This window comes from Nocardioides sp. NPDC092400 (genome assembly GCF_040684155.1).
GTDB lineage: Bacteria > Actinomycetota > Actinomycetes > Propionibacteriales > Nocardioidaceae > Nocardioides.
The window spans coordinates 177,672-198,123 of record NZ_JBFBFJ010000002.1 but is presented as its reverse complement, the minus strand read 5'-3'; the positions used below and the strand labels follow the sequence as shown (position 1 = coordinate 198,123).

Annotated in this window: 19 protein-coding genes; 2 read left to right on the top strand and 17 right to left on the bottom strand. The window is 72.3% G+C overall.

Translation table 11 applies throughout. From position 1 onward, the window contains the following. Positions 1-5: 5 nt before the first annotated feature. The 17 genes from AB0N29_RS08480 to AB0N29_RS08400 all read right to left on the bottom strand — a co-directional run bounded on the left by AB0N29_RS08480 (position 6) and on the right by AB0N29_RS08400 (position 19,227). Positions 6-464: a VOC family protein gene (locus tag AB0N29_RS08480; protein WP_364865775.1), complete on the bottom strand. Its 459-nt coding sequence runs from the start codon at positions 462-464 to the stop codon at positions 6-8. Position 465: 1 nt separating this feature from the next. After that, positions 466-942: a VOC family protein gene (locus AB0N29_RS08475; protein WP_302269014.1), complete on the bottom strand. Its 477-nt coding sequence runs from the start codon at positions 940-942 to the stop codon at positions 466-468. Continuing rightward, positions 939-2,645, bottom strand: coding sequence for a hydantoinase B/oxoprolinase family protein (locus AB0N29_RS08470; protein ID WP_364865772.1), 1,707 nt, complete (start codon positions 2,643-2,645; stop codon positions 939-941). The genes AB0N29_RS08475 and AB0N29_RS08470 overlap by 4 nt, the downstream gene beginning before the upstream one ends. Positions 2,646-2,649: 4 nt before the next feature. Further along, positions 2,650-4,698: a hydantoinase/oxoprolinase family protein gene (locus AB0N29_RS08465; protein WP_364865770.1), complete on the bottom strand. Its 2,049-nt coding sequence runs from the start codon at positions 4,696-4,698 to the stop codon at positions 2,650-2,652. A gap of 4 nt (positions 4,699-4,702) precedes the next feature. After that, the gene (locus AB0N29_RS08460) at positions 4,703-5,701 is read right to left on the bottom strand and encodes an ABC transporter substrate-binding protein (RefSeq protein ID WP_364865768.1); all 999 of its coding nucleotides are present in this window, start codon (positions 5,699-5,701) and stop codon (positions 4,703-4,705) included. 76 nt (positions 5,702-5,777) lie between these two features. Next, the gene (locus AB0N29_RS08455; protein ID WP_364865766.1) at positions 5,778-6,854 is read right to left on the bottom strand and encodes an ABC transporter permease; all 1,077 of its coding nucleotides are present in this window, start codon (positions 6,852-6,854) and stop codon (positions 5,778-5,780) included. Further along, positions 6,851-7,648 carry an ATP-binding cassette domain-containing protein gene (locus tag AB0N29_RS08450; protein ID WP_364865764.1) on the bottom strand — a complete coding sequence of 266 codons (798 nt, stop codon included), beginning with the start codon at positions 7,646-7,648 and terminating at the stop codon, positions 6,851-6,853. The genes AB0N29_RS08455 and AB0N29_RS08450 overlap by 4 nt, the downstream gene beginning before the upstream one ends. Next, the gene (locus AB0N29_RS08445; protein ID WP_364865762.1) at positions 7,645-8,475 is read right to left on the bottom strand and encodes a PfkB family carbohydrate kinase; all 831 of its coding nucleotides are present in this window, start codon (positions 8,473-8,475) and stop codon (positions 7,645-7,647) included. The genes AB0N29_RS08450 and AB0N29_RS08445 overlap by 4 nt, the downstream gene beginning before the upstream one ends. Before the next feature lie 4 nt (positions 8,476-8,479). Beyond that, complete coding sequence (locus AB0N29_RS08440) at positions 8,480-9,514, bottom strand: SIS domain-containing protein (RefSeq protein ID WP_302269005.1); 1,035 nt, start codon at positions 9,512-9,514, stop codon at positions 8,480-8,482. A gap of 273 nt (positions 9,515-9,787) precedes the next feature. Further along, positions 9,788-10,978, bottom strand: coding sequence for an acyl-CoA dehydrogenase family protein (locus AB0N29_RS08435; RefSeq protein ID WP_364866841.1), 1,191 nt, complete (start codon positions 10,976-10,978; stop codon positions 9,788-9,790). Beyond that, on the bottom strand, positions 10,975-12,111 hold the full coding sequence (locus tag AB0N29_RS08430) for a CoA transferase (RefSeq protein ID WP_364865758.1): 1,137 nt from the start codon (positions 12,109-12,111) through the stop codon (positions 10,975-10,977). Before AB0N29_RS08430 ends, AB0N29_RS08435 begins: the two co-directional genes overlap by 4 nt. Further along, positions 12,108-13,613 (bottom strand): aldehyde dehydrogenase family protein, encoded by a 1,506-nt coding sequence (locus AB0N29_RS08425; RefSeq protein WP_364865756.1) that lies wholly within the window; start codon positions 13,611-13,613, stop codon positions 12,108-12,110. Before AB0N29_RS08425 ends, AB0N29_RS08430 begins: the two co-directional genes overlap by 4 nt. Next, complete coding sequence (gene gabT / locus AB0N29_RS08420) at positions 13,610-14,944, bottom strand: 4-aminobutyrate--2-oxoglutarate transaminase (RefSeq protein WP_364865754.1); 1,335 nt, start codon at positions 14,942-14,944, stop codon at positions 13,610-13,612. The genes AB0N29_RS08425 and gabT overlap by 4 nt, the downstream gene beginning before the upstream one ends. Before the next feature lie 114 nt (positions 14,945-15,058). Next, positions 15,059-16,513: a PucR family transcriptional regulator ligand-binding domain-containing protein gene (locus AB0N29_RS08415; RefSeq protein ID WP_364865752.1), complete on the bottom strand. Its 1,455-nt coding sequence runs from the start codon at positions 16,511-16,513 to the stop codon at positions 15,059-15,061. A gap of 79 nt (positions 16,514-16,592) precedes the next feature. Beyond that, positions 16,593-17,534, bottom strand: coding sequence for a glycoside hydrolase family 16 protein (locus tag AB0N29_RS08410; protein WP_364865750.1), 942 nt, complete (start codon positions 17,532-17,534; stop codon positions 16,593-16,595). Positions 17,535-17,610: 76 nt separating this feature from the next. After that, on the bottom strand, positions 17,611-18,216 hold the full coding sequence (locus tag AB0N29_RS08405) for a DUF6518 family protein (protein WP_364865748.1): 606 nt from the start codon (positions 18,214-18,216) through the stop codon (positions 17,611-17,613). A 417-nt stretch (positions 18,217-18,633) separates the two neighbouring features. After that, a complete protein-coding gene (locus AB0N29_RS08400) occupies positions 18,634-19,227 on the bottom strand; it encodes a TetR/AcrR family transcriptional regulator (protein WP_302268997.1) in 594 nt (197 codons plus the stop codon). A gap of 161 nt (positions 19,228-19,388) precedes the next feature. Here AB0N29_RS08400 and AB0N29_RS08395 point away from each other — a divergent pair, with 161 nt between their 5' ends. After that, complete coding sequence (locus AB0N29_RS08395; RefSeq protein ID WP_364865745.1) at positions 19,389-20,120, top strand: NAD(P)-binding domain-containing protein; 732 nt, start codon at positions 19,389-19,391, stop codon at positions 20,118-20,120. Positions 20,121-20,266: 146 nt separating this feature from the next. After that, the gene (locus tag AB0N29_RS08390) at positions 20,267-20,428 is read left to right on the top strand and encodes an SDR family NAD(P)-dependent oxidoreductase (RefSeq protein ID WP_302268995.1); all 162 of its coding nucleotides are present in this window, start codon (positions 20,267-20,269) and stop codon (positions 20,426-20,428) included. Positions 20,429-20,452 lie beyond the last annotated feature (24 nt).

Here is a 20,452-nt window from a genome sequence, read left to right as displayed (position 1 = left end):
CACCCTCAGGCGTGGTCCCCGCCGGAGGCCCAGGAGTCGAAGGCGGCCTTGTTGGCCAGGAGACCGAGCTCGATGCGCACACCCAGCGGGCTCACCAGGTAGCGGAAGCGGACGCTGCCGTCCTCCTCGAGGCCGTCGGCCTCGGTCCGGTAGCCCGCGGCGTGCAGCTGGGCCGTCGCCGCGCCCAGGTCAGCGACCCAGTACGTCAGGTGGTGCAGCTGCTGCACCCCGCCGGTCGGCGCCCAGACGCTGCCGGGCGCCGACTCGATGAGCTTCAGGTGCGCGGGTGCACCGGCGGCCGTCACGAAACGGACCGGTCGGCGCTCGATCGAGCCGTCGGCCCGACGCACCGTGGTGTCCCACTCCAGCACGCTGCTCCACGCACCCACGAGCGGCAGGTCGGCCATGGCCGCCTCCAGGTCGTCGACGACGACGCCGACGTGCGCGACACCACCAGCGAGCACGTCAGAACCGGATGCCGTAGTCGCCACCGGACGTCCACTCCTCCCAGGCCGGCCGCGTCTCGGCCGCGCCGATCTCGATCCGCAGGCCGTTCGGTCCCAGCAGGTAGATGAAGCGCGTGGTCCCGTGCTCGTCGTCGCCCCACGCCTCGAGGCGGTACCCCTGCGCCTGGAGCGCCGCACTGTCGCCGGCGAGGTCGTCGCTCCAGTAGGCCAGGTGGTGCAGGCCGCCGCCCGGGTTGGCGTCGACCGACCAGACCCCGGACTCGGCCTGGATGACCTCCCACTGGGGCGGCCCCCCGCGCGAGGCCGTCCAGCGCACGCGGCTGCTCTGCGTCCCGCCGACGACGTGCACCGGCACCTCCCGCTCCAGGACGGTCGCCCAGTCGTGCCCGAAGGAGTCCGCCAGCTGCTCCATCGCCTGCTCGAGGTCACCCACGACGACCCCGACGTGCCAGAGCCGATCGAAGTCGACCGTCACCGCGACGCCACCTCGTAGTGGGCGGCCCCCTCCTCGCTGACGCGCCCGTCGCGCACGTCGGCGGCCAGGGCCTCGGCCGGGCGCGACGCCGGATCGCCGTACCCGCCGCCCCCGCCGGCGCGCAGGCTGACGACCTGCCCGGGCGCCGCGACGCCCTGGCCCTTGACCGGCAGCGCGGCCTCGTGGCCGTCCTCGTCGATGAGGGCGAGCGACGCCGAGCGGCCGGGCCGTCCGCCGTCGAGGCCGAGCGGTGCGTACTCCGGGCGGGTCTGCTCGGCCTCGGAGAGGAAGTGCAGGGGCTTCTCGGAGATGTTGCGGTAGTCGGCTCGGATGCCGAGGCCGCCTCGGTAGCGACCCGCTCCGCCGGAGTCCGGGATCAGCGCGTACTGCTCGACGCGGAGCTCGTAGGACGACTCGATCACCTCGGCCGGGATCAGCTGGCAGTTCGCCATGTGCACGTCGAGGGCGTCGGCACCGTCGTGCTCGGCGCAGGCGCCGGCGCCCCCGGCGACGTTCGCGAGCAGGACCACGCCCTCACCCGACTTCGGCGAGCGGGACTCGCACACGAGCACGGGCCACCCGACGAACCACTCCGCCGAGGCCCGGTCCGGGGCGGCCTCCGCGAGCGCACGCGTCACGATCGACGCGAGTCGCTGCGAGGCGAGGTGCCGGTCACCGACCGCTGCCGGGAAGTCCGGGTTCACCGCGGTGCCCGACGGGGCGTGCAGGGTGACCGGGGCCAGCGAGCCCTCGTTGAAGGGCACGTCGGCGGGCATCAGGCACTTCACCGCGTAGTGGACCACCGACCGCAGGGTGGAGTTCGGGATGTTCATCCCGCCCCGCATCTGCGGGTCCGACCCCGTGAAGTCGAAGTGGATCCGGTCGCCCTCGATCGTCGCCGTGACGACCATCTTGACCGGCGAGTCCAGGTCGAGGCCGTCGTTGTCGAGGTAGCCCTCGGCGCGGTAGTCACCGTCGGGGAGCTTGGCGAGCTCCGCGCGGGTGCGGCGCACCGTGTAGCCGAACAGCTCGTCGATCGCGGCGAGCAGCACCGGGGTCCCGAACTTCTCGGCGAGCGCGGCGAACCTGGTGCCGCCCGACCGGGCCGCCGCCACCTGCGCACGCAGGTCGCCGACGTTCTGGGCGGGGTGCCGGACGTTGGCGTTCATGATGTCGAGCACCGTCGTGTTGGGCCTGCCGGCTACCTCCACCTTGAGCGCCGGCAGCAGCACACCCTCCTCGTACGCCGACTCCGAGCGAGCCGCCGCGGTGCCGGGCGTGCGGCCGCCCCAGTCGGCGTGGTGGGCGATCACGCCGGTGAACCCCACCAGCACGTCCTGCGCGTCGAACACCGGCGCGAAGATGTTGATGTCGTTCGTCTGGCAGGCACCCAGGTAGGGGTGGTTGTTGATGAAGACGTCGCCGGGCTCGATGTCGTCGCCCCACTTCTCGAGGCAGGACTGGAGCGCGGGCGCCATTGAGGCCAGCAGGCTGGGGATGTCCAGTGCCGCTGCGAGCATCCGGCCCTGCGCGTCGAAGAGCGCGCAGGAGTAGTCGCGCATGTCCTTGACGACCACGCTGAGGGCGGTGCGCCGCAGCGCGGTGCCCATCTCCTCGGCGATGGTCTCGAGGGCGTGGCGGACGACCTCCGTGGTGATCGGATCGGCGAGGCGCTCGCCGACCGCGTCCGTCGTGGCAGTCATGGCGTCAAGCCCCTTCACGGTCGTTGTAGGTGATCAGCAGGTTGAGGTCGTCGTCGACGCGCACGGTCGTGTCCGGGATGACGACCGTCGTGGCCTCGCGCTCCTCGATGATGGCCGGCCCGTCGATCACCGTCCCCGGCGGTAGCGCCGGCCGCAGGTACACCGGTGTCTGCACACGTCCGGGGCCCTTGAAGTAGACCTCGCGGTGCTCGGCGGGCTCAGCGGTCCCCTGGACGGGCACGACCGCGCCGCTGGCGCTGGTGTCGAGGAGGCCGTAGGCCTCGAGGCCCACGGCGACGAGCTCGACCCGGTCCTCGACGTTGCTGTGGCCGAATTCGAAGTGGTGCTGCTCGTGGAACTGCTTGACGGCCTGCTGCAGGGCGTTCTCGTCGAGGACCGGGCCCTCGACGATCACCTCGACGTCGTTGTCCTGCCAGGCGTAGCGGAAGCGCGCCAGCCGGATGTGGTCGACCCGGGCGACCCCCGAGCCGGCGAAGCGGTCGGCGGCTGCGGACTGCAGGTCGGCGTAGGTGGCCTCCACGTCGGCGACGTCCAGGTCCGAGACGTCGACGTCGACGACTCGGACGAAGCTGTACTTGATGTCCGACCCCGCCAGGCCGACGGCCGAGAACGTGCCCGGGTTCGGTGGGACGAGCACGGCTCCCACGTCGACGAGGGCGCCCACGCTGAGGGCGTGCATCGGGCCCGCCCCGCCGAACGGCAGCAGGTGGAAGTCGCGCGGGTCGTACCCGCGGTTGACGCTGACGACGCGCACGCCGCGGGCCATCACCGCGTCGGCGACGTCGAGGATCCCGATGGCCGCGGTGTCGACGTCCACGCCGAGCGGGTCGGCGACGTGGGTCTTCACCGCGAGGCGCGCCGCCTCGAGGTCGAGGCTCATCTCTCCCCCGAGGAACGACGCCGGGTCGATCCGGCCGAGAACCAGCTGCGCGTCGGTGGTGGTCGGGCGGGTCCCGCCACGGCCGTAGCAGGCGGGCCCGGGCACGGCGCCCGCGCTCTCCGGCCCGACGTGCAGGCCGCCCGCCTCGTCGACGTACGCCAGGGAGCCGCCGCCGGAGCCGATCGTGTGGATGTCGAACTGCGGCACCAGCATCGGCCGCCCCTCGAAGAGGCTCTCCCGCTCGACGCGCGCCCTGCCCTCGTGGACCAGGCAGATGTCAGTCGAGGTACCGCCCATGTCGAAGGTGATCTGGTGCGGATAGCTCGACTGCGCGGCCACCTGGGTGGCTGCGAGGACGCCGGCGGCGGGGCCGGAGAGCACCATCCGGTGCGCGTTCTCCGCCGCCTCGGTCACCTTCATCACGCCACCGTTGGACTGCATGATGAACGTCGGGCAGGTGACCCCGGCCGGCTCGAGGCCGGCCAGGATCCCGGCCATGTAGCGCGCCACCAGCGGTCGCAGCGCTGCGCTGACCACCGTGGTGCAGGCGCGGGGGTACTCCTTGATCTCCGGGGCCACCTCGCTGCTCACCGCAACCGAGAGCTCCGGCATCGCCGCGCGCAGGGCGTCGGCGAGCCGTCGCTCGTGCTCGTCGTTGCGGAACCCGAACAGCAGGGTGACGGCGCAGGCCTCGACGTCCGCGGCCCGGACGGCCTCGACGATGCGCTCGACCTCGGCGTCCCCGAGGGGCCGCACGACGCCGCCCAGGCGGTCGACGCGCTCGTCGACCTCGATCACCCGCGACCGGGGGACGTAGGGACGGGGCTTCGCGACCCGGAGGTCGAAGAGGTCGCTGCGCAGCTGGGTGCCGATCTCGAGCACGTCGCGGAACCCGCGGGTGACCACGAGGGCCGTGCGCGGGAGCTTGGACTCGAGCAGCGCGTTGGTCGCGACCGTCGATCCGTGGCAGAAGACGTCCAGCTCCCCGACGTCGACGCCCCGCGTCGCCTGGATCTGCTCGATGCCGCGCAGGATGCCGATCGAGGCGTCCTCCGGCGTGCTCGGCACCTTCTCGACGACACGGCGGCCGTCCTCGTGCAGGACGACGACGTCCGTGAACGTCCCGCCCACGTCAATCCCAAGTCGGGTCACGGGTCTACTCGCTTTCCGGCTTCACGTAGAGGTACTGGCTGATGTCGGGGTCGTCGACGTTCTCGGGTGTGGCGATCACGACGTCGTAGAGGTTCTCGCTGTCGGGGTCCTCGCCACCCTGGGCGTGCTCCACGAGCGCCTCGACCGCGTCCTTGCCCATGTCGTAGGGCTTCTGGACCATGAGCGCGTCGACCTGACCCTGCTGGAGCAGGGCGACTTCGTCGGGCGAGGCGTCGACGCCGATGACGACGACGTCCTCGCTCTTCCCGGCCTGCTGGACGGCGTTGGCCGCGCCGATGGTCGCATTGGTCCAGGAGGCGTAGATGCCGGCCAGGTCCGGGACGCGGGACATCAGCGCCGAGGCCTTGGCGGCGTTCTCGGCGATGTCCGCGCCGGCGTACTGCTCGCCCTCGTTGTCGAGGCCGGCGTGCTCCTCGAGCTGTTCGGTCCAGCCCTGGAGGCGGATGTCGACGCTCTGGATGCCGGGGGTGTAGCCGACGTACCCGACCTTCCCCTCCCCACCCAGCAGCTCGGCCATCTCGTCGGCGGCCATCTCCCCGTTGACCTTGCCGTCGGACTTGAAGGTCGCGAGGCGGGCGGAGGCGTCGTTGACGTCGCTGTCGACGGTGACGATCGGGATCCCCGAGTCCTGGACCTGCTTCATCGGTGCGACCATCGCGTCGGCGTCGAGGGCCGACATGATGATCCCGTCGGGCTTCGTCGCGGCGATCGACTGCAGCAGCTGGGTCTGGCTCGCCACGTCCAGCGTCGTCGGAGCCTGCCAGGAGAAGTCGATGCCGAGCTCCTCCGCCTTCTCCTCGGCGCCCTTGACCAGCGTCAGGTAGTACGGGTCGAACTGGTCGTTGAGCAGCATCACGACCTTGATGTCGCCCGCATCGCCTCCTGGCGAGGCCGAGGCGGCGGTGTCCTCCTCGGTCGAGCAGGCGGTCAACGCCAGCCCGGCCAGGGTCAGGACGGCGATCTTGTGCCAGGGGTGCTTCATGGTCGGTTCCTCTCGCTGGTCGGCCGACGGCACGACAGTTGGATGTGGTGCGTGTCCGAGATCCCCGGTCCGTTGGTCACAGGGTGTTCACCGCCCGACGCCGGTACTGGTCGACGAAGACGGCGAAGATGAGGACGCAGCCGATGGCGACGTTCTGCCAGAAGGGCTGGAGGTTCATGATCACGAAGCCGCTCGTGAGCGTGGCCGGGATGAAGGCGCCGACGACGGTGCCCGACATCTTGCCCCGCCCGCCCCACAGCGAGGTGCCTCCGATGATCACCGCGGTGATCGCCTGGAGGGCGATCGTGCTGTACCCGGTCACCGAGGCGGTGGTGAAGCGGGCGATGTCGATCATCCCGACCAGGCCCGCCAGCACCCCGACGAGGGTGTAGAGCACCAGCAGGTGCCGATCGACGTTGATGCCGGCCCGGCGGGCGGCCTCGGGGTTGGCCCCGATCGCGTAGGTCCGCATGCCGAAGCGCGTCCCGGCCAGGATCACCCACAGGACGCCGGTCACCGCGAAGGAGACGACCACCGGCCACGGGATCCCGAGGACCTTCCCGAGGCCGAAGGACGTGCTGAGCGCCGGCGGCACGCCGCTGACGTTGATGCCGCCGGTCCACACCTGCGCCAGGCCCAGGATGATCGTGCTGGTCGCGAGGGTGACGATGAACGAGGGTATCTTCGACTTCACGACGAGCAGGCCGTTGACCAGGCCCCAGGCCGCGCCGGTGAGCAGCCCGGCGCCGAGGGCGAGGAGGATCCGGGACCAGAGCTCGACTCCGCCGGCCGTCGTGTCGGCCAGGCCCGCGGTGAGGTTGACCATCAGCTTCACGGCGAGCACCGAGGAGAAGACGACGATCGCTCCGACGGAGAGGTCGAGCCCGGCGGCGATGAGCAGGTACGTCACACCGGCCGCCAGCAGCAGCAGCTGGGAGCCCGACAGCGCGATGCTCGTCAGGTTGAAGTTCGACAGGAACGAGCCGTTCGGCGTGACGATGCTGAAGAAGACGACGATCAGCAGCAGCAGCCCGAAGATCGTGACGTTGGAGAAGCGCTGGCTGGCGAGCAGCCGCGTCCCGAGGCCCGGCCGGTGGTCCGGCTCCGGCGTGGGGTCGTCGACGCCCGGGGTCGGTTCGATGGTGACGGTCATGCCGCACCTCCCTGCGTGGCCGGGGCGAGTCCGGTGGTGACACCGGTCATCGCGGCGATGAGGTCGTTCGTGCTCAGGGTCGAGGTGTCCGCGGTCAGGACCGTGCGGCCGAGGCGGAGCACGGTCACCCGGTCGGCGACCCGGAAGACGTCGGGCATGCTGTGGGAGATCAGGAGCACGGCGAGGCCGCGCTCGTCGCGCAGTCGCTCGACGAGCCGGAGCACCTGCTCGGTCTGGGAGACCCCGAGCGCCGCGGTCGGCTCGTCGAGCATGATCAGCGCGCTGCCCCACAGCGAGGCGCGGGCGACGGCCACGGCCTGCCTCTGCCCACCGGAGAGCGACCCGACCTCGTTGCTGAGCGACTGGAGGCTGGCGCCGAGGGAGGTCAGCTGCTCCTCGGCCGACCGGTTCATCGACCGGCGGTCGATGAAGCCGAGCCTGCCGAGCAGGCCCTTCCGCGGGATCTCGCGCCCGAGGTAGAGGTTCTCGCCCGGAGTCAGGGTGGGCGCGAGCGCGAGGTCCTGGTAGACCGTCTCGATCCCGGCGGCCTGGGCCTCCGACGGGCTGGCGAAGCTCACCCGGTCCCCGCGGACCGAGACCGTGCCCGACGTGGGTGGGACGGCTCCCGCGATGATCTTCATCAGGGTGGACTTGCCGGCCCCGTTGTCCCCCACGAGGGCGTGGACCTCGCCGGGGCGGACCTGGAGGTCCACCCCCCGGAGGGCCTGCACGTGCCCGTAGGTCTTGGTGACGCCTGCCACGTCGAGCACGGGGGTGGGCGGTGTCGCGGTCATCGTGTCGCCTCCTCGGTCGGCTGATGGATGGGTACGGGGTGTCCGAACGCCCCGAAGTGCTCGCAGACCGTTGCTGCGTACGCCGCCGCCTCGGCAGCGGCGACGTCGAGCCCGCGGTGTTCCGCGAGTGCGCAGAGCATCGCCGCCAGGTAGGCGTCGCCGGCACCGAGGGTGTCGATCGGCGCGGCCGGCGCGGCCGGCTCGAGGTGGACGACGTCACCCTCCCGCCAGACCACCGACCCCCGCGCGCCGCGGGTGACGACGACCAGGCCGGGGCCGAGCGCACGGACCTCCTCGATCAAGGCGACGCACTGCTCGTCGTCGGCCTCGCCGCGCGAGAAGAACGCCGCGGTCACGTGCGGGAGCACCGGGGCTGCCCACTCGAGGCTCTTGTACGAGAAGTCGAAGACCACCGGCGCCAGCGACCCGAGCGTCGGCACCTCGGAGAGGGTGAAGCTGCTGTGGCCGGTGTGCAGCCAGTCGCTGCCGCGAAGGTAGGCGAGGTCGTCCTCGTCCAGCTCGAGACGACCGACCGGCGGGACGAACTCGCCGAACACGCGGTTGCCGTCCGGGTCGAGCGTCACGTCGGCGAAGGAGTTGGGGTGCGCCTCGTGGCGGACGCGCGAGACGTCGACGCCCTCGTCGAGCAACGACTTGAGGACGTGGGTCGCCGCCTCGTCGTCGCCCAGGATGCCGACGTACCCGGCCGAGGCGCCGAGGCGCCGGGCGTGCACGGCGACGTTCACCGCACTTCCCCCCGGGTACATCAACCCGGTCTCGAGGTACCGGTCGACGACGTTGTCGCCGACCCCGCAGATGCGTGTCATCGGCTCAGTACTCGACCTTGTACATGTACCGGCGGATGTCGAGGTCGTGCCCGGTCATCGGCTCGAAGTGGTAGGCGATCCGGGAGGCGACCGAGGCCATGGCGATGTGCGCGACCCTGCCGCGCACCTCGTCCGGGACACCGGGCAGGGGGAGCGCCGCGGAGTCGAGGACGTAGTGGTCACGGCCGTAGCGCCCCAGGAAGCGGTCGACCCGCTCGGAGATCGGCCGGGTCTCGTCCTCACCGGCGAGGTGGATCACCGGCGTGCTCTGCTCGTCGACCATCTCGAACGGACCGTGGAAGAAGTCCGCGCTGTTGAAGTGCGTCGACTTCTGGCGCTGCATCTCGACGAGGTAGCAGACCGACAGCATGTAGGCGAGGCCCAGCAGGCGACCGGTGCCGAGCACGAAGACGTTGTCGGCGTCGTAGATCTTCGCGACGGCGGCGCGGGTCTGCTCCTCGGTGGCCTCGACGGCCGCGACCGTCGCGTCCGCGATGGCGTCGAGGCCGGCGCGGACCGCTGCCACGTCGACGCCGGCGCCGGTCGCCTCGAAGATCGAGCAGCTGAGCTCCTCGAGCAGCTCGTACTTCGCGCTGGTCGCGGTCTTCTCGCTGCCGTAGACGAGCTGGTGCCGCGCCGCCTCGGCGAGCGGGTTGTCGGCGTCCCGGGCGACCGACACGACGTGGGCACCCGCCTTCGCAGCCGCTTGCGCCGCCGCCACGGTCTCCGGCGTCCCACCCGAGTGCGAGGAGGCCACCACCAGCGAGCGGGGACCGACGCGGTCGAGGTGGGTGAGCACGAACTCGGCGGCGTTGACGTTGTGCACCGCCAGACCGGTGGCCGTCCCGGTCAGGCTCAAGGTGGCCGGCACCGAGGAGGCCCACGAGCCTCCCATGCCGACGAAGAACACCGTGTCGAGGTCCCGACGGACGACCTCGGAGGCGATCTCCTGGGTCAACGAGCGCTGGCCGACGGTCGTGCGGAGCGTCGGTGCGATGTCCGGTGCGACAGGGCGGAGGGGAAGGGCGAGAGAAGTCACTGGTCTCTACTTCCATGGTGTCGAGGGATGCGAGAACGTTCTCACTGAGTGCGATAACGTTCTCACCAGTTCCATGACGAGACCAGACCGGGGAGGTAACGATTCGGTTACGACGTGGCCCGGGTCACGTCGTGACCGACGGGCGGCCCGCGTGCGGAGGCGCGCTGCAGCGCCTCGGGCGAGCCGTGGGTCCGGCTCCGGCCGAGGTGGGGACGCCGGGCCGCGCGCCCGCCGCGACCGGCGGACGGGCCGGGCGCGGCGGGCGGGTCCGCCTCAGCGGAACGCGGCCTGTCCGGTCATCGCCTGACCGACGACGAGGGTGTGCATCTCGACGGTGCCTTCGTAGGTCAGCACCGACTCGAGGTTGTTCATGTGCCGGATCACCGGGTACTCCAGCGAGATGCCGTTCGCGCCCAGCACGGTCCGGGCGGTCCGGCAGATCTCCAGCGCCTCCCGGACGTTGTTGAGCTTGCCGAGGCTGACCTGCTCCGGACGCAGCGTGCCGGCGTCCTTGCGGCGCCCGAGGTGCAGGGCCAGGAGCACGCCCTTGGTGTACTCGAGGTTCATCTCGACCAGCTTCTGCTGGGTCAGCTGGAACCCCGAGACCGGGCGACCGAACTGGATCCGCTCGCCGGCGTAGGACAGCGCTGCCGCCAGGGACGAGCGCGCCGCGCCCATCGAGCCCCACACGATCCCGAAGCGGGCCTCGTTCAGGCAGCTGAGCGGCCCGCGGAGGCCGCGGACCTCGGGGAGGGCAGCGGCGTCGGGGAGGCGGACCCCGTCGAGCACCAGCTCGCTGGTCACGGAGGCGCGCAGCGACTGCTTGTGCTTGATCTCCGGCGCGCTGAACCCGGGGGTCGTCGTGGGCACGACGAAGCCCCGCACCCCCTCGTCGGTCTGCGCCCAGACGACCGCCACGTCGGCCACGGAGCCGTTGGTGATCCACATCTTCCGACCGTCGAGGACCCAGTCCGACCCGTCGCGACGTGCGCGGGTCCGCATGCTGCCCGGGTCGGAGCCGATGTCGGGCTCGGTCAGTCCGAAGCACCCGATCGCCTCGCCGGAGGCCATGCGAGGCAACCACTCGAGCTTGTGCTCCTCCGATCCCCACCGCCAGATGGCGTACATCGCCAGCGACCCCTGGACCGACACGAGCGACCGGATGCCCGAGTCGCTCGCCTCCAGCTCGAGGCACGCGAGGCCGTACTCGGTGGCGGACATGCCGGCGCACCCGTAGCCCTCCAGGTGCATGCCCAGGAGGCCCAGCGCGCCGAGCTCCTCGGCCAGCCCGCGGACGTCGTCGACGACGCCCCGCTCGAACCAGTCCGCCACGAACGGGTCGACCCGCTCCGCGCACAGGTGCCGGACCGAGGCCCGCACGGCCTTCTCGTCCGGGGTGAGCAGGTCGTCGATGCCCACCGGGTCGAGCGGCTCGAAGGCGGGCAGGTTGCTGGTCCTCATCAGTCGATCTCCTTGGTCAGCCAACGGCGGACGTCGTCGTTGTGTTCGCCCAGCAGCGGCGGCGCCGCGTAGCCGGTGATCGGGGTGGCCGAGAACGTGAGCGGGCTCCGCACCTGGCGCGGGCGGTCGTCCCCCACCGCGACGGTCGGGCGCAGGCCGAGACGCTCGGCGAGGTCGAAGGCGTCGCCGACCGAGCCCACCCCGCCGGCCGGTACGCCGGCCGCCCCGAGCCGCTGAGTCCACCCGTCCACCGTGTCCGCCGCCAGCGCGGCCTCGAGCACGCGGACCAGGTCGTCGCGGTGCGCCACGCGGTCGGCGTTGGTCGCGAACCGCGGGTCCCGCGACAGACCGGGCACGCCGAGGACCTCGACGAGCCTTCCGAACTGCTGGTCGTTGCCGCAGCACACGGCCACGTGCCCGTCCCGGGCGGCGAGCGTCTCGTACGGAGCGATGGACGGGTGCCGGTTCCCCATCCGTCGCGGCAGCTCGCCCGTCGTGAGGTACGCCGAGGCCTGGTTGGCCAGTGAGCCGAGCAGGCTCGAGAGCAGGTTGACCTCGACGTGCTGACCACACCCGAGCGCCTCTCGGGCCCGGAGCGCGGCCAGGATCGCGACCACGGCGTCCTTCGAGGTCAGCACGTCGACGAGGGCGACCCCGGCCTTGGTCGGCTCCTCGTCCCCGGTGATGCTCATCAGCCCACCCACCGCCTGGACCAGGAAGTCGTAGCCGGCGAGGTCGGCACCGCCGCGGCTCCCGAAGCCGGTGATCGAGGCGTAGACCACCGCGGGGTTCACCGCGGCGACGTCGGTGTAGCCCAGGCCGCGCCGCTCGAGGGTGCCGGTGCGGAAGTTCTCAACGAGGACGTCGCAGCGCGCGGCGAGCCGTCGGGCGAGGACCAGGTCGGCAGGGTCGGCGAGGTCGAGCTCGACGGATCGCTTCGAGCGGTTGGCGCACTCGAAGTACGAGCTTGAGGACTCCGTCCAGGGTGGCCCCCAGTGACGCGTATCGTCGCCGGAGCCGGGCCGCTCCACCTTGACGACCACGGCACCGAGGTCGGCGAGGGTCGCGGCCGCCAGCGGGCCGGCCAGCACCCGGCTGAAGTCGGCGACGAGCAGGCCGTCGAGCGGGAGGGTCATGCCGAGCCGCCGGCCCGTGCCTCACCCGCGACCCGTCGCGGGACGCGCCACGGGTTGGCTGCGCGCGCGGCCGGCGGCAACCACGCGTCGTACGACGACTGGTAGGCGACCGGACGCACGAAGCGCGCCAGTCCGTGCGCGCCCACCGACGTCGCGCCCGGGGCGGAGGTCGCGGGCCACGGGCCGCCGTGCTGCTGCGCCCAGGCGACGGCGACCCCGGTCGGCCAGTCGTTGACCGCGACCCGGCCGACCTTGCGGCTGAGCACCTCGACCAGGGCAGCGGCCTGCGGGTCGTCCTCGGTGCCGGTCACCAGGCTGGCGGCCAGGGACGGCTGCAGGGTCGACAGCACGCTGGCGAGCTGCTCGTCGGAGTCGTACTCGACCACGACCACGACCGCGCCGAAGCACTCCTCGAGGAGCCTGCTCCCCCGCTCGAGCGCGTCGGCACCGGCGGAGAGGACCGCGGCGGGCGCCACCCACCCGGTCGACCCGGGCGGGTCGAGGCGCGTCACCACCTCGGCGCCCGCCGCCTCCATCTCGGAGATGCCGGTGACCACGGAGTCGGCGATCGCCCGCGTCAGCATCACCGGGCGGGGCGCCGCCGCACGCAGGGCCGTGGCGACCGCCCGGGCGGCGCCGGAGCCCGTCGGCGCCAGGAACAGGCCCGGCTTGGTGCAGAACTGGCCGTGGCCCTGGGTGAAGGAACCCACGAACCCGGTCGCCACGGAGGCGATGTCCGCCGCTGCGGCGCGGGTGACGACCACCGGGTTCACCGTGCCCATCTCGGCGTAGACGGGGATCACCTCGTCGCGGTCGTTCGCCAACCGCCACAGGGCGAGGCCCCCGGCCTGCGAGCCGGTGAAGCCGACCGCGCTGACCTCGGGGGCCTGGACCAGGCGGACCCCCGCGTCGTGCCCGACCACGACGTCGAGGACATCGGCCGGGGCGTCCGCCGCGGCGAGCGCCTCGTAGGCGATCTCGACCTGGCGCACGCTGGTGCCCAGGTGTGCGGGATGTGCCTTGACGACGACCGGGCACCCGGCGGCGAGCGCGCAGGCCGTGTCGTTGCCCAGCACGCCGAACGCGAAGGGGAAGTTGCTGGCTCCGAAGACCGCGACCGGCCCCAGCGGCTGGTTCACGCGGGCGAGGGCGGGCGAGGTCGCCGTCGCGGGATCCAGGGTGACGCCGAGGTAGGAGCCCTCGGCCGCGACGTCGCCGTAGAACCGGAGCTGGTTCGCAGCCCGGGTGATCTCGCCGCCCAGGCGTTCCGACCCCAGCGCGGTCTCGGCGTCGCCGAGGGCGACGAGCTCCTCGCGGTGCGCCTCGAGGGCGTCGGCCACCCCGTGGAGCCATCGGCGGCGTCGCCGTGGGCTGGTGGCCGCGACCGCGGGAGCGACCTGCGCCGCGCGACGGGCGGCCAGCCCCACCTCCTCCGGCGTGGTGGCGGTCGCGGTCGCGACCACGCTCCCGGTCCGCGGGTCGTACGACGCGTCGCCGGTCATCGCGCTGCTGCGACGGCCGACTCGAGGACCGCGACCGCCTCGTCGAGCAGGTCCATCGGGATGACGAGCGGGGGGAGCAGTCGGATGACGTTCCCGAAGGTGCCGCAGACGAGGGTGAGCACTCCTTCGCGGTGGCAGTGGGCGGCGATCGCCCTCGCGATGTCGGGGGCGGGCTCGGTCGTCCCCGGGCGGACCAGCTCGAGCGCGAGCATCGCGCCCCGGCCACGGACCTCGCCGACCGGCGAGCCCGCGCCCTGCAGCGCCTCCAGGCGCGGCCGCACCCTCGCCTCGATCTCGCGAGCCCGCTCCACCAGGCCGTCGCGCTCGATGACCTCGAGCGTGCCGAGCGCCGCCGCGCAGGCGACGGGGTTGCCGGCGTAGGTCCCGCCGAGGCCGCCGGGAGCAACGCTGTCCATCAGCTCGGCACGACCGGTCACCGCCGCGAGGGGCATGCCTCCGGCGAGTGCCTTGGCGGTCGTCACGAGATCGGGCACGACTCCGTCGTGCTCGCACGCGAACATCGCGCCCGTGCGGCCGAACCCCGTCTGGATCTCGTCGGCGACGAAGACGATGCCGTGCTCCGTGGCGAGCTCCTGGACCGCCTTCAGGTAGCCGGCGGGAGGCACGATGAAGCCACCCTCGCCCTGGATCGGCTCGGCGACGATGGCCGCGACGTTGTGCGCACCGACCTGCGTCAGGACCGTCTCCCTGAGCGCGGCCAGCGCTTCCTCCGCGGCGTGCTCGGGGCCCGACGGCCACCGGAACGGGTACGGCGAGGGCACCCGGTAGACCTCGGGGGCGAAGGGACCGAAGCCGTCCTTGTACGGCACGTTCTTCCCCGTCATCGACATCGTGAGCAGGGTGCGCCCGTGGTAGGCGTGCCCGAGCACCACCACCGCGGGCCGGCCCGTGGCGGCGCGGGCGATCTTGACGGCGTTCTCGACCGCCTCTGATCCCGTCGTGAACAGGGCCGTCTTCTTCGCGTGGTCACCGGGAGTGAGGCGGTTCAGCGCGGCGGCCACCTCGACGAACCCCTCGTACTGCGTGACGAGGAAGCACGTGTGGGTGAAGCGCTCGGCCTGCTCCGTGATGCGGCGGACCACCTCCGGGTGCGCGGCGCCCACGCTGGTCACGGCGATGCCCGAGGCCAGGTCGATGATGTGGTTGCCGTCGACGTCGACGACGACGCCGCCGCCTGCGCGCTCGACGAAGACCGGCATCGTGGTACCGAGACCTCCGGCCAGCTCAGCGCTCCGCTGCTCCTGCAGCGCGGTCGATGCGGGGCCGGGGATCGCTGTGGCGACGATGCGCCGCTGCTCGGGCTGCGACATGACTTCCTCCGTCGTGGTCGGTTGCCAGGACGGTAGGCGCGGCGCCGTCGGTGGTCCTTGGACGATCCGACGAATCGGGCGCTCCGATGGACGGAACGACGAGGTCGCTGCGGGTCAGGCGACGCCCCGCGCTCGCAGCGCCAGCCAGAGCTCAGCCGCGACGTCGGGGTCGTCGAGGTCGACCGCCAGGTGGGCCCGAGCCCGCTGGACGCGGTAGCGCAGCGTATTGCGGTGCAGGCCGAGCTCCCGCGACGCCTGCTCCCACTGGCCCCGGTGACGCAGGTAGGCGACGAGCGCACCGCGCACCTCCCCGGCAGCGGTGGCGAGGAAGACGTCGAGGGCACCCAGCAGGGCACCGGGCGCGGCGGACCGGGGCAGGGCGACCGTCGCGCCCGGCATCGATGCGACGACCTGCAGCAGTCGCGCCCGCGTGGGTCCCGCGGCCTCGGCGGCGACCAGGTCCGACATCGCGGCCGCCACCGAGCGGTCCACGTCGCGGAGCCGCTTCTCGAGCGCGCCAGGGTCCGGGTGGTCGTCGGGCACCAGGAACCACGCGATCGACCGGTCCACCGCCACCGCCAGGGCGTCGGGGCACCAGCGCTCGACCGCCTGGACGAGCCCTTCGCTGTCGCGACCTCGCGCGACCACGACGCGGAGCTCCCGACCCGGCGAGGGCGCGCCGGCCTCGGCCGCCAAGCGACGGGCGGCGTCGACGAGGCCGGCGTCCACGAGCAGTGCGACGCAGCGACGGGTCGCCTCGCGGGCGGACTCCGTGCGCTGGTTGCGGAGCACGTCGAGGCTGAGGAGGGCGGCGGCCGTGAGGATGACCCGTCTCTGCCAGGGATGCACCTGGTCCGGCGCCCCGGCCGCCAGGTAGCCCACGACCCTGTCCTGCACCGCGAGGGGGAAGACCACCACCACGCTCCCGGCGATGCTGAGGGAGGCCGAGGAGTGCACGCCTGCCATCTCGAGACGCGTGACCTCCGCCTGCAGCGCCTCGGCGTCCTCCTGCATCGACGGCGGGTGGACCTGGTCCACCTCGCCCGAGGGCCCGAGCACGGCGGCCCACCCGTCGAGCAGCCGAGCGAGGCGGCGCAGGATGGCGGCGGCCGGGTCGGGGGCGACCGCGGCGTCGACCAGGGCGCGGTGCGCGGCGACCGCGTCGGTCAGCTGCTGCTCCGTCGAGCGTGAGCGGGCCGCCCAGTAGGCCGTGGAGACGGTCAGGAACGGCGTGGGCGCAGGGACCACCAGCAGGACCAGGCCCAGGGCGCGGCACGCTGCAGCGAGTCGAGCGGGCGGGTCCGCGTGCACCGGCCCGAGGCCGAGCGCGAGCGCGCTGGTCCCGGCGGCCACCAGCCGTTCGACGTACGCACGGCAGGCTGCCTCGTCCTCCGGCAGCCCCAGGCCGGTGGTGAGCAGCAGCTCGCCGCCCGCGAGGTAGGCGGCCGGGTCGAGGAGCTCGCTGATGTGGACGGCCGTGATCTCGGTGTCGGGCGGCGAGAAGCCCGGGGCCGGCGAGAGGTGGTGACCGAGTGTCGAGCACAGCGAGGCGACGGTGGGCAGTGCCAAGGAAGCACCTTTCGACAGCGGAGCCCCGGGAAGCGGTCTCCGGTCAGGGTATCGGCGTGCGTCCGGCGCCCTCCTCGGGTCAGTCGTCGTGGCCGACCTCGACGCCGTCGACGACGCCCTCGCCGTACATGCGGACGTAGTCGACCTTCATCGTCGCCGGGAAGCGGGTCGCGCGGCCCGGGTCACCGGGCCAGTCGCCTCCGACGGCGACGTTGAGGAGCAGGTGCATCGACTGCTCGAAGACCCAGTCCCGCTCGGCCGGGAGGTCCTGCGGGGCGAGGGAGAAGTACGGCTCGTCGTCCACCAGCCAGGTGATCCGCTGCGGCTCCTTGACGACGGAGTAGACGTGGAACTCCTCGTCGGCGCGGCCCGGAAGCCTGGTCGTGCCGCCGATCCCGCCCTCGTTGAAGTAGGTGGGGCCGTGGGCGGTGCCGTACGCCGTGCGCGGCTCGCCGCCGACGACCTCGACGATGTCGACCTCGCCCTGGCGGGGCCAGGTGCGACCGTTGTCGCCCAGCAGCCAGATCGCCGGGAGGAGCCCCCGGCCGGTCGGCAGCTTCGCGCGCACGTCGACCCGCCCGCGGGTGATCGACACCTTCCCCTCGGTCGTGAGCCGGGCCGAGGTGTAGTCGCACCGTCCGCGGGGCCAGCACGGCAGGCTCCCCCGATGGCCGGCCCACCTCGCCCGGACCAACAGCCTGCCCGAGCCGCTCAGCGAGGAGTTGGCGGCGCGGGCGGTGTAGTACTGCAGCTCGTTGTTCCACCAGCCCTGCTGCCGCCGGTTGCCGACCTCGGTGGTGAAGACGTCGGCGTCCGGGCGCTCGCCGGCCCACCCGGAGAACTCCGCGGACCAGAAGGGCTCGACGGGCGTGCTCGTCGCAGCGCTCCGCGGCTGCGGCGCCGGCGCGACGGAGCTCACCGCCCCGGTGCCCGCCGTACCGAGGGCGATCGCCAGAGCGGCGACCAGCACCGCGGTGAGCCCGCGACGACCCGTGTGTCCTTCAGCGCCTGCGTTCCTCATCGGACCCTTCATCGGTCGTCCTGCGGCCTCGGCCCGGCAGCGGCACCGCTCCTGGCCGACCCTAGTCGTCACCGGATCAGCCCATCGCGTTGAGCACGCCGTACCCCAGGCTCAGCACGCCCGTGGCGGCCGCGGCGCTGGCGAGGACGCCTGCAGCCGCGGCGGGGGTGCGCATCCGTGCGGCGGTGCCGCCGACCAGGACGACACCGGCCACGAGGCACATGGTCCAGTAGACCGGGCTCGTGCTGGAACCGACGACGGTCAGGCCGTAGACCCCGTCCGCGACCAGCACGCCCGCGAGGGCGCCCGCGCCGAGCGCGCTGTGGACGGTCCGGTCCCCCACGACCGCGGCGGCCGCGACGCCGACGAACGGACCGGCGATGATCCCGACCACGCTCCAGAGCACCGGGTCGTAGGTGAGGCCCCGCAGCTCGGAGGCCACGGTGTAGCCGAGCACCAGGGCGACGAACGACGCGACCCCGAGCACCGCGCCCAGGGCCAGCGGCGGCCGTGCCGCGGCGACGAGCAGGGCGGTCAGCACCGTCCAGCCGGAGGGCGAGTTGGCGAACGAAGCGAGCGCATGCGGCAGCACACCCTGCGCCCACGACGTCAGGGCGCCGAGCAGCAGGCTGGCGCCGACCACGGCGAGGGCGGAGGAGACGGCGCGTGGGAACGAGGTCACGGACCCATCCTCGGCGCCGTTCGCAGACGATCGGCGCCGTTCGGACGAGCGCGGTACCTGGGCCCAGGACGTCGGTACCTGCGGAGGAGATGACGACGCTGCTCGAGCGAGCGTCCGGGCGCCGGCCTCCTGCAGACGCAGGACCGCCCCCTCGCCTGCGTCTCCGCTGGTGAGGGGCCGTCCCGTCCTGCGCGCACTGGGTTGCGAGATCCGCGCGAGCTCGGGCGCGTCCAGCCAGGTCTGGTCACCGGTGCCGGCAACCACGTGGCAGCTGCAACCTGCACCTGGTGCTACCTCACGAGTGGAGGCACCGCACGCTCACGCCGATGAGCGGTCGCGAAGGACTGGCGCAAGCATCCGTCCGCGGACACGCTTGGCACCGGGTTCCGCGCCGGCCAGCCTCGGGACCGGTGCGCGTCAGACATCGGTCGGTGCGAGGCGAGCAAGGATTCGGTCGAGGTCGGCGGCGAAGGTGTCGGGTCCGTCGGCTAGTTCGCAGTTCTCGCTGACGGCATGGAGCGCGGCGAAAGCGGCGCCGACGAGAGCCCGCATCAGGACGCGGTCTTCGGCCCCGGGCGCGCGTTCCTGCAGGACGTCGACGAGTTGACGCTGGACGAGGTCCATCCGGTCGAAGTACGCGGCCCGAAGAGTGCCGCTGGTCTCGACGATCGACATCATGAGTGTGGCTCGCTCGCGAGCGGCTTGGTCCTCGCGTTGGCCGACGACGACCTCGAAGGCATGCCGCAGCGATGACCATGGGTCCTCCGTCTCGGGGCGCGACCGAGCGTCTTCGACCATGCGTGCCGAGAGCCGATCGAACTCGGCGAGGACCAGGTCCTCCTTGGTCCCGACGTGGCGGAAGAACGTCCGCTGCGACATCCCCACGCGCTCGGCGATCTGGTCAACCGTCGTCGCGTCGTAGCCCTGCTCTCGAAACAGCGACTCCGCAGCCGAGGTGATCTCAGCGTGGACCGCGCGTCGCGCTACCTCACGAACTCCAGTGCCCGCCATGCCACGGACGTTAGCACCTAACGTGTTTGACAGTTACTGTCAGTAGTGACGTACAGTGACGAGGCGGTGCAGACCTGATGTCGCGCTCCTCGCAGACGCCGGACCGCCTCCGTCATCCCCCGCGCCGGACCCGATCTCGGCGCCCAGCCAAGGAGAACCCCATGAATGTCGCGGTCATCGGAACCGGGAACATCGGCAGCGAGCTCGCGCGCGTCCTGGCGGCCGCCAACCACGACCTGACCCTGGCCAACTCCCGCGGCCCTGCGTCCCTGCAGGAGCTGGCCGCGGAGCTCGGTGCACGTCCGGCCACAGTCGCCGACGCCGTGGCACACGCCGACGCCGTGGTGCTGTCGATCCCGTTCGTGGCCATCCCCGGCCTGGCCCAGACCCTGCGCGAGGCGCCCGCGTCGACGGTCATCGTCGACATGTCCAACTACTACCCCGAGGCCGGCGTGATGGAGGGGGTGGCGGACGCGGCCTCTGACACGGCCTGGCTCAGCGAACAGGTCGGCCGACCCCTCACCAAGGCCTGGAGCTCGATCTTCTCCCGCAGCCTCGCGATCAAGGGACGCGCATCGGGCGACCTGGACCGGGTGGCGCTGCCGGTCGCCGGCGACGACGCAGCGGCCAAGAAGGTGGTCATGCAGCTGGTCGAGGACACGGGCTTCGACGCCGTCGACGCCGGAAGCCTCGCCGACTCCTGGCGCATGCAGCCGGGCACTCCCGCGTACTGCACCGACCTGGACGCCACCGCCCTCCAGGGCGCGCTCGCACGCGCCGACAAGACGCGCATGGACCGCGATCGGCCCGCCCAGATCCAGGCCGTGTACAAGCCGGAAATCGGCGTCGACATGGTCAACGGCGTCCAGATCTACCGCGAGATCACCGCGTAGATCCCAGTGGGCCCCACCCCCTGGACGACACCACCTCCCCGTTCAGGGCGGGGCTCCTCGCTACCTGGGCACGCACCGCAGCTCCACCTCAGTACATCGACGACCAAGCACGTCGTCGCATCAACGTAGAGAGCAAGGAAAGCGAAATGAGCACTCGTTCCGACGGAAAGGTCGCGCTGATCTCCGGGGGAAGTGTGGGCATGGGCTTCGCCACTGCCAAGCGGCTCATCGACGAGGGAGCGACCGTCTTCGTGACCGGTCGTCGAGTCGAGCAGTTGCGCGCAGCCGAGGCCGGGGACCGCAGCTGACCGGAGTTCGTGCAGATGCTGGAA

What these genes read in the sequence shown, in the direction of transcription:
- AB0N29_RS08430 (WP_364865758.1), bottom strand. Translation starts at nt 12,111, where the DNA reads ATGACCCTCCCGCTCGACGGCCTGCTCGTCGCCGACTTCAGCCGGGTG.
- gabT (WP_364865754.1), bottom strand. Translation starts at nt 14,944, where the DNA reads ATGTCGCAGCCCGAGCAGCGGCGCATCGTCGCCACAGCGATCCCCGGC.
- AB0N29_RS08470 (WP_364865772.1), bottom strand. Translation starts at nt 2,645, where the DNA reads ATGACTGCCACGACGGACGCGGTCGGCGAGCGCCTCGCCGATCCGATC.
- AB0N29_RS08410 (WP_364865750.1), bottom strand. Translation starts at nt 17,534, where the DNA reads ATGAGGAACGCAGGCGCTGAAGGACACACGGGTCGTCGCGGGCTCACC.
- AB0N29_RS08400 (WP_302268997.1), bottom strand. Translation starts at nt 19,227, where the DNA reads ATGGCGGGCACTGGAGTTCGTGAGGTAGCGCGACGCGCGGTCCACGCT.
- AB0N29_RS08460 (WP_364865768.1), bottom strand. Translation starts at nt 5,701, where the DNA reads ATGAAGCACCCCTGGCACAAGATCGCCGTCCTGACCCTGGCCGGGCTG.
- AB0N29_RS08450 (WP_364865764.1), bottom strand. Translation starts at nt 7,648, where the DNA reads ATGACCGCGACACCGCCCACCCCCGTGCTCGACGTGGCAGGCGTCACC.
- AB0N29_RS08445 (WP_364865762.1), bottom strand. Translation starts at nt 8,475, where the DNA reads ATGACACGCATCTGCGGGGTCGGCGACAACGTCGTCGACCGGTACCTC.
- AB0N29_RS08455 (WP_364865766.1), bottom strand. Translation starts at nt 6,854, where the DNA reads ATGACCGTCACCATCGAACCGACCCCGGGCGTCGACGACCCCACGCCG.
- AB0N29_RS08425 (WP_364865756.1), bottom strand. Translation starts at nt 13,613, where the DNA reads ATGACCGGCGACGCGTCGTACGACCCGCGGACCGGGAGCGTGGTCGCG.
- AB0N29_RS08390 (WP_302268995.1), top strand. Translation starts at nt 20,267, where the DNA reads ATGAGCACTCGTTCCGACGGAAAGGTCGCGCTGATCTCCGGGGGAAGT.
- AB0N29_RS08395 (WP_364865745.1), top strand. Translation starts at nt 19,389, where the DNA reads ATGAATGTCGCGGTCATCGGAACCGGGAACATCGGCAGCGAGCTCGCG.